Annotated in this window: 12 protein-coding genes; 6 read left to right on the top strand and 6 right to left on the bottom strand. The window is 33.2% G+C overall.

The window, feature by feature from the left end; all coding sequences use genetic code 11:
• Positions 1-20 precede the first annotated feature (20 nt).
• Both BTM19_RS06600 and BTM19_RS06595 read left to right on the top strand, forming a co-directional pair.
• Positions 21-1,376: an APC family permease gene (locus BTM19_RS06600; RefSeq protein ID WP_029378313.1), complete on the top strand. Its 1,356-nt coding sequence runs from the start codon at positions 21-23 to the stop codon at positions 1,374-1,376.
• Positions 1,377-1,639: 263 nt separating this feature from the next.
• Positions 1,640-3,010: a CitMHS family transporter gene (locus tag BTM19_RS06595; protein ID WP_029378312.1), complete on the top strand. Its 1,371-nt coding sequence runs from the start codon at positions 1,640-1,642 to the stop codon at positions 3,008-3,010.
• A 176-nt stretch (positions 3,011-3,186) separates the two neighbouring features.
• Here the strand turns inward: BTM19_RS06595 and BTM19_RS06590 are convergent, their stop codons facing one another.
• From BTM19_RS06590 to BTM19_RS06575, 4 genes are all read right to left on the bottom strand, one after another.
• Positions 3,187-4,365: an MFS transporter gene (locus tag BTM19_RS06590; RefSeq protein WP_029378311.1), complete on the bottom strand. Its 1,179-nt coding sequence runs from the start codon at positions 4,363-4,365 to the stop codon at positions 3,187-3,189.
• A gap of 239 nt (positions 4,366-4,604) precedes the next feature.
• Complete coding sequence (locus tag BTM19_RS06585) at positions 4,605-5,378, bottom strand: ABC transporter permease (RefSeq protein WP_029378310.1); 774 nt, start codon at positions 5,376-5,378, stop codon at positions 4,605-4,607.
• A complete protein-coding gene (locus tag BTM19_RS06580) occupies positions 5,375-6,025 on the bottom strand; it encodes an ABC transporter ATP-binding protein (RefSeq protein WP_058625687.1) in 651 nt (216 codons plus the stop codon). Before BTM19_RS06580 ends, BTM19_RS06585 begins: the two co-directional genes overlap by 4 nt.
• A 104-nt stretch (positions 6,026-6,129) precedes the next feature.
• The gene (locus tag BTM19_RS06575; protein WP_058625688.1) at positions 6,130-6,906 is read right to left on the bottom strand and encodes a CPBP family intramembrane glutamic endopeptidase; all 777 of its coding nucleotides are present in this window, start codon (positions 6,904-6,906) and stop codon (positions 6,130-6,132) included.
• Between the two features lie 191 nt (positions 6,907-7,097).
• On the opposite strand from BTM19_RS06575, the gene BTM19_RS06570 reads away from it, so the two are divergent.
• Complete coding sequence (locus tag BTM19_RS06570) at positions 7,098-8,681, top strand: FMN-binding glutamate synthase family protein (protein ID WP_029378307.1); 1,584 nt, start codon at positions 7,098-7,100, stop codon at positions 8,679-8,681.
• 55 nt (positions 8,682-8,736) lie between these two features.
• On the opposite strand, the gene BTM19_RS06565 is transcribed toward BTM19_RS06570, so the two are convergent.
• Complete coding sequence (locus BTM19_RS06565; RefSeq protein WP_029378306.1) at positions 8,737-9,255, bottom strand: thioredoxin domain-containing protein; 519 nt, start codon at positions 9,253-9,255, stop codon at positions 8,737-8,739.
• Between the two features lie 199 nt (positions 9,256-9,454).
• Between BTM19_RS06565 and BTM19_RS06560 the strand changes: the two genes are divergently transcribed.
• Entirely contained in the window at positions 9,455-10,531 is a 1,077-nt protein-coding gene (locus BTM19_RS06560; protein WP_029378305.1) for a M42 family metallopeptidase, read from the top strand.
• 668 nt (positions 10,532-11,199) lie between these two features.
• Here the strand turns inward: BTM19_RS06560 and BTM19_RS06555 are convergent.
• Complete coding sequence (locus tag BTM19_RS06555; RefSeq protein WP_029378304.1) at positions 11,200-12,018, bottom strand: SDR family oxidoreductase; 819 nt, start codon at positions 12,016-12,018, stop codon at positions 11,200-11,202.
• A 220-nt stretch (positions 12,019-12,238) separates the two neighbouring features.
• Here BTM19_RS06555 and BTM19_RS06550 point away from each other — a divergent pair, with 220 nt between their 5' ends.
• Positions 12,239-13,777 carry an AbgT family transporter gene (locus tag BTM19_RS06550; protein ID WP_029378303.1) on the top strand — a complete coding sequence of 513 codons (1,539 nt, stop codon included), beginning with the start codon at positions 12,239-12,241 and terminating at the stop codon, positions 13,775-13,777.
• 232 nt (positions 13,778-14,009) lie between these two features.
• Positions 14,010-15,539: an exopolyphosphatase gene (ppx, locus tag BTM19_RS06545; RefSeq protein ID WP_029378302.1), complete on the top strand. Its 1,530-nt coding sequence runs from the start codon at positions 14,010-14,012 to the stop codon at positions 15,537-15,539.
• Positions 15,540-15,599 lie beyond the last annotated feature (60 nt).

Here is a 15,599-nt window from a genome sequence, read left to right as displayed (position 1 = left end):
TAGTATATAGAGGTGGTTGAATGCAACAAGCAACAAATTTAAAAAAAGTGTTAGGTCTTACAGATGTTTTGGGAATTGCGATTGGTCAAATTATCGGAGCTGGTGTCATGTCATTAACTGGTATTGGCATACAGATGACAGGTAGTGGTATAACACCAGCCTTCATTTTATCTGCTGTTATAACGTTACTGACTATGTTTCCAATTGCTATATTAGGTTCAACATTACCTACTACCGGAGGCATGTACCAATATACTAGTCGTTTATTGTCCCCTAAAACAGGTGTTTTTTGGCTGATGTTATTTATGTTTTTACAAATCACCTTATCCTTATATGCGCTATCATTTGCGCAATATTTAGAAGGCCTTTTTCCTGGTGTACCAGTTAGAACTGTCGCCTTCTCATTGTTAACTATTTTATTTATTGTGAATATCATTGGCATAAAGTCTGCATCAATTATAGGAAATTTGATGGTAATCACTTTAATTGTAGCTCTATCTTGTTTCATCATCTTTGGTATACCGCATGTTAATTTTGACGTATTTAATTCTAACTCAATGTTCCCAGATGGATTTACAGGATTCTTCACTGCTGTAGGTTTAGTTTCTTTCGCTACTGGTGGCGCACAGGTTGTTGCTGAATTAGGTGGAGAAATGAAAAATCCAAAAAGAGATATACCAATTGTTATAATTGTAGCTACTATTTTTGTTGGTATATTATATGCCTTTATTGCATCAATTGCAGTTGGTGTTTTACCGATTCCTGAAGTAGCAGGCAGACCTTTAACTAGCGTAGCAAAAGAAATACTACCTACTCCCATTTTTATTTTCTTTATGATTGGTGGCGCAATGTTTGCTTTAGCTACAACGCTTAACTCAACTTTTACTTGGGTAACTAAAAGTTTATTAATCGCAATTCATGACGGTTACTTGCCCAAATCCTTAGGACACGTGAACAAGCGATTTGGCACACCACATTGGTTACTACTTATTTTTTATATTATAGGTGCGCTACCTATCGTTACGGGTATGTCGCTAAATGTTGTTGCTCAATTAGGTACAGGCATATCATTAATAGTATTTGCGTTTCCTGCATTAGCTGTAACACAATTACCTAAAAAATATCCTGATGCCTATAAGCAATCACCTTTTAAAGTACCCTATCCAGTACTAATCGTTATAGCAATTACTGCTATAATTGTTTTACTATATCAGTCTTATTTATTAATATCTGATTTGAAAATTAGTTATATTATAGGTACTTTAATTTATATTCTACTTTCACTTGCTATTGCACAAATTTCAAATAGCAAAGCTAGTTTAAATATAAATGATATACATTTAAATACAACTCAACTTTCAGAAAAAACAAATTAACAAAATTATCTTTGATAGGAAGCAGATTAGAAATTATATAATTTCAATCTGCTTCCTTTTTTATATTGTACATTTAAAAAATATACCTTTATCTCCTGTATTTGTTTTACTTATTATTTAATATAAGCAAATTAATATGAAATAATACAACAATAATCACTTAACAATATTCAATTTTGTTACAATTATCTATAATCATTACAAATTAATCAAATGATGTTTCGTTTTTTGTAAGCGCTTTAAATTAGGGGAGGGGAAGTACTATGCAACAAGAGAGTATTTGGTTAACAATTGTAGGCCTAGTGATTATCATTTCTATTGTAGGCTTATTAATTGCGCAACGTATTAGTCCTGTAGTTGGTATGATTTTAATACCGAGTATTGGCGCATTACTTTTAGGATACAATGTTGGGGATTTAGTAAAATTTTTCAATAGTGGATTAGATCAAGTTATAAATGTTGTTATTATGTTTATTTTCGCTATTATATTCTTTGGTATAATGAGTGATAGTGGTTTATTTAAACCGCTTGTAAAAAGATTAATCCTACTTACTAGAGGTAACGTCATAGTAGTTTGTATCGTTACTGCTTTAATAGGTATCTTCGCACAACTTGATGGTGCTGGAGCAACAACTTTTTTATTATCTATCCCGGCATTATTACCACTTTATAAAGCGTTGAATATGAATCGGTATTTATTACTACTATTATTAGCACTAAGTGCTGCTATTATGAACATGGTACCTTGGGGCGGTCCTATGGCACGTACTGCTTCAGTGTTAAATGTCAAAAATGTCAATGAACTTTGGTACGGAATTATACCTATTCAATTAACAGGCTTTGCACTTGTACTGTTTTTTGCAGCTTATTTAGGACTTCGAGAGAAGGCTAGAATTAACAAAGCTATAAATAAAGGTGAAGTTAGAGACACACAACATTTAGATATTCATAAAATTGTGGATAATTACGAAAAAGATCAGGCAGTAAAATTTCCCGTACGTGGAACTGCCGTATCTAAACCATGGATTAATTGGGTTAATGGGTTACTAACGATTATAATTATCGTCATGATGTTAGCTAATATTGCACCACCAGAATTCGCTTTCATGATAGGTGTTGCAATCGCATTGGTAATCAATTTCCCAAATGTAGATGAACAAATGAGCCGTTTGAAAGCACACGCGCCCAATGCGTTAATGATGGCAGCTGTAATTTTAGCAGCAGGAATGTTTTTAGGCGTACTAAATAAAACTGGTATGCTAGAAGCAATAGCTTTAAACTTTATAGCTATTATTCCAGATGCAGTTGGTCCATATTTACATATTATTGTAGGTATTTTTGGTGTACCACTTGATTTACTCACGAGTACAGATGCTTATTATTTTGCTGTGCTTCCAATTGTAGAACAGACTGCTGGTCAATTTGGTGTCCCTGCTATATCTACAGCATACGCAATGATAATTGGTAATATCATCGGAACCTTTGTCAGCCCATTCTCACCAGCCTTATGGTTAGCAATTGGCCTTGCAGAGGCAAATATGGGGACATATATAAAATATGCCTTTTTCTGGATATGGGGATTTGCTATTATTATGTTAATTATCGCTGTATTGATCGGCGTGGTAGCAATCTAAAATTACTAATTTAAATTTGAACTTAAAATGGGGACAACTATCCAAGATATTAAGTAAAGCTTAGTATCGGATAGTTGTCCCCATTATTTATCTTTAAGTTAGTTGATTTAAACAATTTTTTGATTAATCATAAGTTATATACATGGTTAATTTTTACATGTTATTATTTATAATCCTTAAACCTGAGCTTTGTTAAATTTCGCGACATTTTTCAAACTAATGATTAATATAAAGGCTAATAACGCAATCGCCGCACTAAAGTAAGTTGTTGCAAAAACATCTACTTTTGAAACGACTAAGCCCCCTACTATACCACCTATACCAATACCTGCATTTAAGCTAGACATATTCCAACTCATGACTTGGCTCGTATCACCTTCTACATGTTCAATGACACCACTTTGTACAGCTGGATTTGTACTCCACTGCATGATATTCCAAATAAAGATAACCATCAATAATAGGCCTGTACCTGGTAAGAAAACATTTAAGATTAACATCATAACGATAAAAATGGTTGTCGCAATCGTTAACCAACGTTTACTTGTGAGTTTATCAGATAAGAATCCACCCATTGATGTCCCTATTACACCTGCTACACCATTAATCAACAATGCGATAGACACAAAGGATAAATCATGGCCACTTTTCAGCATCAATGGATTAATATAAATAAACGTCACTGAATTGGCAACGAGTAGTAAAAACGTTATACTCAAATATTTTACAATTTCTGCCGGTCTCAATATTTTAGAATAACTACTTGTACGTTGCGTTGTTTCTGTACCTGCTTTTGGCATTTCAAATTGTGGCTGTGGTACATAAAAGTACATTAGTATACCAACTAGCACACTGACTACGACGATAAATAAGAATGTATATCTCCATCCTACTAAGTCACCTATAATTGTCCCAATAGGCACACCAAATACATTAGCACCACTAAACCCTGAATAAACAATCCCAATCATTTTTCCACGGTGCTGTGGAGCTGTTAATAAAGCAGTTAATGCTAAGATTTTCACCACGATTAACGCTGCCGCAGCAGATGATAAAATACGTCCAAACACTAAGATTGAAAAATTAGGCGCCATAGCAATAATTACATTCCCTATAATAAAAATTGTTAACGCCCATAATAAGACTGGCCTCGGTGAAAAGCGATTAGTTAATTTTACTAAGATTGGACCGGCTATAGCAAATGTGATCGCATATAGAGTCACTAACTGACCCACTATCGCTTCTGATACATGCAAATCATTGCTCATTAAATTCATAATCCCAGCAACCATCATTTCAACCATACCTACTATAAATATACTTAAAATGAATGTTGCGATTCTCATCACTGACATAAATTCACTCCTCCCTTTAATAAATTTTTATTTTTACATAACCACTATATTATAAACCATTCGTCAACACGTTTGAATATTTTAAAATAACAATGGTTACCTATATATCGTCAGGTATTAAAATAACAATTCGTCTTTGTATCGTTAAAATTTAGAAGTTCAAAAAAACGCAAAAAATACCAACAAAACACGTAACTTTGTTGGTATTTCGCCTAATTTATAAATATGATAAGTAACCATTATCTTTCTTTCGTATGCATGTGGCGTCCGATCAGTTGATCTCGGTGATTAAAGAATTGTTTATAGCTTAGGTAAGTCGCAATTAAAGCGGACATAATCGTCGCAGTTGTATGGATAAATACAACCATTAACTGAAACTTCACTGCTTCTAATGGTGCAACGCCACCTAGTATCAAACCGGTCATCATACCAGGTATAGAGACAATACCATATGTTTTTACAGAATCAATCGTAGGTACAATTGCAGTTTTAATGCTGTTTCTAATAGTTGCCTTAGAGGATAACTTAGGGGTCGCGCCTAAAGCTAATTTAGCTTCTATTTGACTCATTTCTTTCACAAATTCTTTATCTAAATTTTGATAGGCTAAATTGATGGCTATCAGACCATTACTTCCTAACATACCTGCTATCGGTATAACTTCATTCGGTTTAAACTGTATCGCACCAGTTAAGATAACACCAACTAATGGCAAGGCAACACCAACGAATATGGACATAAATGAAATCCAAAACACATGATGCATAACTGGTGAAGCCCTACTTATTGTATTCCAAGAAGCGTTTATAATGATTATCAATACAAATATAAGCAGTAGCCACTTTTGATTAACACCAAAAATAAAATGTAAGAGATAACCCAATATGACCAGTTGTACCACTGCACGTAATGTAGCAACTAATAAATCTTTAATTATATGTAATTTTTCTTTATAAGAGACGATAATAGGAAATAGCAACAGAAGACCGGTTAATGCTAACGCAGTTGTACTCATGATAAATCATCCTCCTGTGCAATTCGACCTTTAACAATTCTAATTCTTTTTTTAAAGTGCCTAATACTTTGTTCATTACTATGAGTAATCCATAAAATAGAGACTCCTTCTTTAGCCATTTGAAAAATTAGTTTTTCAATTTTTTCACTATTTTGCTCATCTAGTGCACTAGTCGCCTCATCTAGTAATAGTATCTGTGGTTTGTACATTAACTGTCTTGCTATAGTTATTCTCTGTCTTTCACCACCGGATAAATGATTAACCCTTGTATTAAAATTGTAATGACCCAAACCTACAGACTTCAATAAATATTTTGCTCTTTTGCGATCAAATTTATCATTGCGCGCTTCTGCTGGAAAAGCTAAATTCTCTCCTATAGTTCTATCAAACAAGTCACTTTCTTGTAATAGATAACTAATTTTCATACGCAATGTTTCTGGATCAATCTGATCGTAAGGCTCACCGTTCAAATAAAGTTCACCTTCTGTAGGACTAATTAAATTATTAATCAAACGCATTAGTGTACTTTTCCCACTTCCTGAAGGACCTACAATCGCAATAGTGTCTCCTTGTTCAATTTTCAAAGAAATATTGTTGATGATGTCACGGTTATCAACATGATATGAAACATTTTTCAGTTCTAACATGCTAAGGCCTCCCTAATATTTGCTTTACTCACCATTATTCCCTAATAAATGATAGAAATAACCAGTTTCTACAAAAATATAAGTTAACAACTCATTATTAAAAATTATTTTAAGATAACAATAGCTATAAATGATATAAAATTATTTAAACTATGCAGTGTGATAGAAACAGCTAAATTCATGCCACTTTTTAGATAAACAAAGGCTAGACTGGCACCAATTATTATATAACTCCCTATTTCGAAAGGTGACGTGGCACCCATAACATGTACACTCGCGAAAAGGATTACAGACAGAACTGTAGCAAAACCATAGGTTATTTTTTTACCTAATTCATGAATAATTAAGTGTCTAAATAATAATTCTTCAATAAAAGGCGTTAAAATAACGATGTCTATAAACAACAATGGTAGCATCCAATTATTATTAAACAATTCTTCTAGTAACATTTGATTTTGAGTTTCTCCATATTGAAGAGATTCAGGCAAAAAATCTGTCATCCATTCATATCCAGTAATTAATAATAGTGAAACAATATAAGTCACCAAAATTATTAATAAATATTTTTGGACTCTCATAAAACGCTCTATCGCTATCGGTATTAATCGATGCTTCTTATGTATTAAATAAAAACTTAGCAAAATAATAATTTCGGAGATTACGCTACCTATAATTATGTAATCATTGCCTGCTACTTCATTTTTATTATTAAGTAAAAATGAAAATTCAAATATTACAGCTAAGACAATTAAAGGTACAACTTGATTGAATAGTATATAAAAAGGAATAAGCCAGAAATCTCTTTTCACTATATGCTTATTCTGCCATTTGTTTTTTTCTTGTATTGGTTCCGTTCTTTTTAACGTTGATTTGTTATCCATCAAGGCACCTTCCTTCATATTTATATATTATAAATATATCATGATTCAAATTACTTATATATGTTTTATAAAATTTTTAGTGTTATTTCATTTTTTATAACTTTAATATTAAGTGACTTTTTCTTTATCCGGTTATTTTATTGTAAAATGATCATTTTGTTGTAACATATAGTTAAATGGGGGGATGCTTTATGACAATATTAACCGTACTACAGTTTATTGTTAATATAATCATTGTTTTATTTCTAATAAGTGGGCTTATTATAGGAGCACTATTACTATTTAAAGATAAGCGTCAAAAACAACATAGCGTATTACGTAATTATCCTTTGTTAGCTAGAATACGTTATTTTGGTGAGAAAATAGGCCCGGAATTACGCCAATATCTTTTTTTGCCAGATACTAAGGGTAAACCTTTTTCTAGAAATAATTTCACTAATATCGTTTTAGCAGGCAAATACAATTCTAGAATGACAAGTTTCGGTACTCAACGCGATTATGAAGATGGCTTTTATATTCAAAACACTATGTTTCCATTACAATCATCAGAATTACACATTGACCAATCACCTATGATATCTTCTTTTATTTATCAGATAGACAATGAACGTCTATTTGATCGTGATGAGCATAGAATTAAAACAGAAATTGACCCTTATTATTTATCAGATGATAATCAAATTATTCTCGGACCAGATCTTGAACAACCTTTCAAATTAAAACGTTTGGTTGGCCAATCTGGTATGAGTTATGGTGCGCTAGGTAGTCATGCAATCACTGCCCTTTCCAAAGGTTTAGGACAAGCTGGCACTTGGATGAATACTGGGGAAGGTGGACTATCAAAACACCATCTTTCTGGTGACGTAGATATTATTTTCCAAATTGGACCAGGTCTATTCGGAGTCCGTGATAAAGAAGGCAATTTTGATACAGACGCCTTTAGAGATTTATCACAGCATCCACGAGTTAAAGCTTTTGAAATCAAATTAGCTCAAGGTGCTAAAACAAGAGGCGGTCATATGCAAGGTAATAAAGTCACTGAAGAAATTGCAGAAATTCGTAAAGTTGAACCATGGAAGACGATAAATTCACCTAATCGTTTTGATCAAATCGATAATCCCGTTGCATTACTTTCTTGGGTACATCAATTACAGGAACTTGGTCAAAAACCTGTTGGTTTTAAAATTGTAATTAGTAAGGTCTCAGAGATAGAAGAGTTAGTACGAACAATGGTTGATACACAACAATACCCAAACTTTATAACCATAGATGGTGGTGAAGGCGGAACTGGCGCAACTTTCCAAGAATTAGAAGATGGTGTAGGTTTACCCCTTTTTACAGCACTACCTATACTCACTTCTTTACTAGAAAAGTACGGCATTCGAGATCGCATTAAAATATTCGCTTCAGGCAAGCTAATCACACCCGATAAGATTGCAATTGCGCTTGGTTTAGGTGCCGATTTAATCAACATAGCTCGTGGCATGATGATTAGCGTAGGTTGTATTATGAGTCAACAATGTCACATGAACACTTGCCCTGTAGGCGTTGCCACAACAGACCCCAAAAGAGAAAAAGGCCTAATTATTGATGAGAAAAAATACCGTGTGACTAACTTTGTAACAAGTTTGCATGAAGGTTTATTTAATATTGCAGCTGCGGTTGGTGTTGAATCACCGACACAAATTACTAAAGATCATATTATTATCAAAAATAAAGATGGCAGTATTCAATCTATCCAAGACTATAAATTAAAACTAATTGAGCATGAATAAAAATTAAAAAACACTATGACAAGCTTTTCTAATTGCTGTCATAGTGTTTTTATTTTTAACTGTTTAGTTGATTTATTTTGTCAGTAATTAATGTTTCTATTTCATTCTGTTCATCTTTTAATGGATTGAACTCAAGTTGAACTTCATTAATAAATACTGTTGGAATACCTTTAATACCACGTTTAAATGTTTCTTCATTAATTGCTAATGAACGTTCGTCCGCTTCTTTGTTAGGTGTTAAGTTAAATGTTTGAGTCATTTTTTCTTCAATTGCAGTAAAACTCTTTTTCCATTCATCTTGCGTATCGTATAAGTCGCGTATAACTTCTATCGTTTCATTAACTTTTTGATAATCTAAATGTATATTAGCAACTGTTCCTTTTAGTAAGGCTTGCTTAGTTTTATCAAAATGTTTAATCACATGTTGCACTTTACCTGCATCAATAAATGGTTTAAGTGCCTTGTCTGCAGCTCTAAAATAGTTCTTACAATATGGACATGCAAAATTAATAAAAGATTCGACTTGAATTGGTGCTTCATTTGAACCCAATGTAAGATAATTAACTTTTGTCATTTTAACCCCTCCACTTTATCTAATGTATTTATTGAAACACGATTGTTTGTTTATTGCACACTTTTAGTCTTAGTGAATTAGTATGATTTATTTTTATATTTATACAGTTCTTATCAATTTCCATTTAAATCAAATGACTATATGCTATTAATCTTAAAATGGTAAAATATGTCTATAAATCAAACTTGGGAGGGTTAATATGAATCAATCAGTACAACTATTAAAAACTTTAACTGATGTCGACGGCATCGCAGGTCATGAAATGAAAGTGAAGGCTTTAATGCATGATTATTTGGCACCAGTAAGTGACGAAATCGTAGAAGACAATCTTGGAGGAATTTTTGGTAAAAAATCCGCAACAAATGGTAACAAGACATTGATGGTTGCTGGGCATTTAGACGAGATTGGTTTCATCGTTACTAAAATTGATAATGATGGATTTTTAAAATTCACTCCAATTGGAGGTTGGTGGAATCAAGTCATGTTGTCACAAAAAGTTACTGTCACAACAGACAAAGGTAAGAAAATCAGAGGCATTATCGGTTCTAAACCACCGCACGTACTATCACCTGAAGAACGTAAAAAAACGATTGATATGAAAGAAATGTTTATAGATATTGGTGTTAAAAGTAAAAAAGAAGCCGAGCAATTCGGTATTGAAATTGGAAATATGATTACGCCATATAGTGAATTTGAAACATTAGCTAACAACAAATATTTAACTGCAAAAGCATTTGATAATCGCTATGGATGTGCACTTGCTGTTGATGTGTTACAACAATTAAAAAATGAAACCATCGATGTCAATTTAGTCGCTGGTGCAAATGTTCAAGAAGAAGTTGGCCTACGTGGTGCTAAAGTTGCTGCTAATAAAATCAAACCCGACTTAGCTATCGCTGTTGACGTTGCAATTGCATATGACACACCAGGAATGTCTGGACAAGTGAGTGATACAGCTATTGGTAATGGACCTGTTGTCATTATTATGGATGCTTCTAATATCGGCCATGTTGGCTTTACCAAACATATTAAAGAGGTAGCTAAGAAACACAACATTTCTATTCAATTAGATACTACAGCTGGTGGCGGTACTGATGCTGGTAGTATACATGTTGCGAATGAAGGCATACCAACTGTTTCTATCGGTGTCGCATTACGTTATATGCATTCAAATGTGTCGGTACTACACACAGATGATTACAAGAATTCAGTTGCACTTGTGACTGAAATTGTTAAATCTCTAAATGATGACGTTGTAGAAGAAATTATTTGGTAATCTTTCTAACATATCTTGAGTAATTTTATTTAACTAATTTTTATATGTTAATAATCACACACTACGTAAAAATGCATAATACAATTAGCATATCAGCAGGGCTTTAAACTACTGCCAATTTATGCTTAATAAGAGAGGCTGAGACAATGTCTCCGGCTTTGTTGGCATTTTTTATGCACGCTTTCCGCGGGCAATGCCTTAGCCTGTAGTCTTCGGCTAGTGCTATTCCCGCAGGAGTCGGCATAAACCACTGCCAACATGACAAAAAAATTATGATAATATATGTAAATTAAACAGTGATGGTGTTTATGTTGAATATATAAGATTGGTGGATATAGTAAAAAACAATATAAAATGCGAAGTCAAACAGTAGAGAGAAGCTTTGATGATGCAAAAGTGCAGCGTGGTATGCGATGAACGAGGTATAGAAGCCATGACAAAGTTTCCATGGATATCACACTGATTTGTGCTGACATGAATCTTAAAAAAGCGTAATGTGGCTAATAAAAGGACCATTAATGGTCTGAAAGATTACTACTATTTTGAAAAATTTATTTAAAATAGAAAATAAACAAACCTTTCGCATTGATTCGCGAAGGGTTTGTCAACGTTCTAAGAGAGGCTGAGACAAAATATTTGTCTCAGCCTCTCTCTTTTATAAATTATTTTTATTTAGTCGTATTTTTCCAACTATCATCACTTAACATTTCACCAGGCCATGTATAAGCCATTACCCCACCATCAATAGTAATCGTCTCACCAGTAATAAATGAACTATCGTCTGAAGCTAGAAACGCAACAAGTTTCCCAACTTCTTCTGGTGTTCCTAATCTACCTAAAGGTGTAACCCATTTTTGATTTTCTCTAAATGCTTTACCAGATTCTTCCTCAGCAGTCCCAGTCAATTTATCGACAAGTGGCGTTTCAATAGTACCTGGTGCAATCGCATTCGCTCTAATATTCTCACGTCCATATTCAATTGCAGTTGAACGCGTGAAATTAATTACGCCACCTTTTGCAGCATTATATCCTGAACGATTTAAATCTGCTGCTAAACCTGAGAATGACGCCGTATTAATAATAGAACCACCTTCATCCATCATTAAAGGTAAGAAAAACTTAGTCATTAAAAATGTCCCTCTCAGATCAACTCCCATTATCTTATCAAAGACTTCTACAGGATATTCATGTATCCTACCAGCAGCATTATCAACCCCCGCATTATTAAAGAGTACATCGATTGTTGAAAATTTTTCTTTAATAGCTTCTACAAATCGTTCTACAGCATGTTCATCTGAAATATCAACAGTATAACCTGAAGCTTTATACCCTGCATTATTAATTTCTTTAACTGTATCGTGTACTTTTTCTGAGATATCTACTGCTATAACATGAGCACCTTCTTTAGCTAAAACATGTGCGGTAGCAGCCCCAATACCTGTGCTAACACCTGTTAATATAGCTACTTTATCTTCTAATCTTCCCATAATTACTCACAACTCCTTTTCTAAAATTACTTTCCTTCTTAAGACATATCAGTTATACAGTTCCTTTTTTAATTGCCTGCGAAACTTCATTTAATAGGATTTTTAAATAAAAACGTTTACAGCATTTAATTTGTTCAACTATTTAAATTGTCAAAATTTTCATTTAATTATTAACTTTAATTTGTTATACTTTCGACAACTTAATTGGGAGGTAAGGATTATGTCATTAAATTCAAAAGAAAAACCAACGCTTATCAATAGATTTTTAAACATAGTAGAAAAAATTGGGAACAGATTACCTGACCCTAGTATTTTATTTTTCTTAATGTGCTTAGGTCTCGCCGTATTAACTTGGATTATTTCATTTTTCTCTATCACGGTTAAACATCCCGGAAGCGGTGATACCATTGCAATTAAAAGTATTTTAAGTAGCGATGGCTTATCAATGATATTGAATGATGCTATTAAGAATTTTTCTGAATTTCCCGCACTAGGTCTCGTATTAGCAGTCATGCTTGGTATTGGCGTATCGGAAAAAACAGGTTACTTTGATAAATTGATGATACAAGTCGTACATAAAGCGCCAAAGAAAATTATAATTCCGGTAATTATATTAGTCGGTATCTTAGGTAATGCTGCTGGTGATGCCGCTACTATCGTGTTACCACCACTTACTGCCATGGTATTTATTAAATTAGGTTACCATCCTATTGCTGGATTAGCTATGGCTTATGCATCAGCACTTGGTGGTTTCTCGGCTAATGTCATGATTGGTATGTCCGATGCTTTACTTTATGCTTTTACAGAGCCTGCAGCAAAAATAGTTTCTGATAATGTACACGTAAACGTCGCAATGAATTGGTACTTTATAGCTGCTAGTATTATCGTTTTATTACCATCTGTATATTGGGTAACCATGCGATTTGTCATTCCTAGACTTGGAACGTATGATACATCCAACTCAGATATTAAAGTTGATGAAGAAAATAAAGGACTAACACCTGAAGAAAATAAAGCAGTTTTTTGGGCAAACATAAGCTTCTTCGCAATGATTGCTTTACTCATTCTTTTAGCAATCCCACAGAACAGTTTTCTAAGAAATGCTAAAACAGGTAGCTTACTTAATGATGCACCGATTATTAATGGCGTAGGTTTGATTATTTTAGTCTTATTTTTAGTACCTGGTTTAGTATATGGAATCAAAATGAAAGTATTTCATAACTCTAAAGACTTAGGTAAAATGTTAGCTGATTCTATGGGATCGATGGGGTCCTTTATTGTTATAGTATTCTTTGCAGCGCAACTACTAGCATTCCTAGAGTGGAGTAATCTCGGTGTTATTGTTGCTGTTAAAGGAGCTTCATTGCTCCAAGGGCAAAATGGAATTGTGTTAATTTTAGGTATTATCATATTAAGTGGGCTCATTAACCTATTGATAGGGAGTGCATCGGCTAAATGGGGAATTTTGGCACCTATTTTCATACCAATGTTAATGCTAGTCGGATTTCACCCCGCGTTTACACAAATGCTTTATAGAATTGGTGATTCCATCAGTAATCCGATTACTCCAATGATGCCATATTTACCACTACTATTATCTTATGCGCAAAAATATGACAAGCATATGAAATTAGGTTCTTTACTTTCAAGTTTAATGCCTTATACCATCATTTTAAGCATTGTTTGGCCATTGTTTATGATTATTTGGTATTTGTTAGGTTGGCCATTAGGTCCTGGTGGTCCGTTAGATATGAAATAATACTTAAAAATTTCCACACATAAGAGACAAATCTTTCAGTATAAATTTGACTGTCCGATTCGTCTCTTTTATGTTACACATTGTAATTTATACGATTTATTTCAAATTATTTTCTATTGAGCAGCATGAAAATAATTAGTAACAAATTATTATATTTAATGTAATATAATCTTAAGAAATGGGTAAATAAAATAGAACAATATAAATTACCTCATTAAATATTTTAGGAGGCATTATGGAACGTATAGGATTAATTGATATCGGATCAAATACCATTAGATTGGTTATTTTCGAATTTGATAAAAAAACAGGATTAAATGAATTATTAAATATAAAAACACCCGCAAGGCTAAGTCAGTATCTAACTGAAGATTTAGCAATGAGCGACGATGGAATCAATGTGTTAACTGAAACCTTAAGTAGCTTTAAAAAAGTAGCAGACAAATTCGAAGTTGATGCATTGCATCCCGTAGCTACTGCAGCAATCAGACAATCAACAAACAGAGATAAAATCATCGAAAAAATAAAAAAAGAACTTAATATCAAAATTAAAATTATTAACGATCAAGAAGAAGCATTTTATGGATTTTATGCTATTACACATACTACAGACATTAATGATGGTGTTTCTGTTGATATTGGTGGTGGTTCAACAGAAGTTACACTTTTTAAAGATAAGAGGCTAATAGAATCGCATAGTTTCCCTTTCGGAGTCGTTACTTTACAACGCAAATTTTTCGATGGCAAAGATCATAACGACAAATCTGCAATTAAAGATATGGAAAAATTCTTATCTAAACAATTTGATCAATTACCATGGATAAAAAATCAAGAAGTTGCACTTGTAGGTATTGGTGGTTCTGCTCGTAACGTAGCACGAATTCATCAGTCAGAACACTCGTACCCTATCGGCGGTGTGCACAATTATACAATGTCTGAAAAAGATATTGATGAAGTATATACAATCATTAAAAAGAGTTCACGTGATGATTTAAAGGATATTGATGGACTAAGTAGAGACCGTGTGGATATTATACTGCCAGCCGTAGCAGTCTTTAATACTCTATTTAATAAAATAGATGCTACTCAATTTACATTCTCTCGAAAGGGTCTTCGTGAAGGCTATGCCATGAATGTTATAGGCGAACGCCACCCTGAAGAATTTAAAAAAGAAAATATTAGAACGGATGCTTTGTATCATTTAGCGAATGAATACGGTATCGAAGAAACTAGCGCTAACCAACGCGTAAAATTAGCACAATCACTCTTAGAGCAATTAATAAAATGGGATAAAATTGAAGTTTCAGAAAAAGAAAAATCTTTATTTGCTGAGGGGGCATACTTGTATTATCTAGGTAGATTTATTGATGCGGACTCTAGTTCGCCACATACCTATTATATTATTGCCAATTCAATGATAGATGGCTTCAAGCACGAAGATCGTGTCAAATTAGCGTTGCTCGCAAGTTTTAAAAATAAGTCGCTATTAAAATTTTTTAGTCATGAAACAAAATGGCTTCGCGGTAAGGAACTAGATAATATTCAATCCCTAGGAGGCATTATAAAATTCGTTAATGCACTTAATATTTCTCACACAAGTGCAGTTGAGCGCTTAAATCTTAAACATGAAAACGATGGTTATACCCTATACGTTTACTATAATGGCTCGCCCATCGCTGAAGAATATCAAGCGCATAGACAAAAGAAACATATCGATAAAATATTAAAGGAAAATGTTTCTATAATCTTTACAAAATCTTAAAATTCTTATGATAAATTAAGTGTAGCAAAACATGTATCTAAGACTACTAATGAGGTGTAT

It is taken from the genome of Staphylococcus xylosus, assembly GCF_002732165.1.
Classification (GTDB): Bacteria; Bacillota; Bacilli; order Staphylococcales; family Staphylococcaceae; genus Staphylococcus; species Staphylococcus xylosus.
This window is presented reverse-complemented; position numbering and strand designations above follow the sequence as displayed.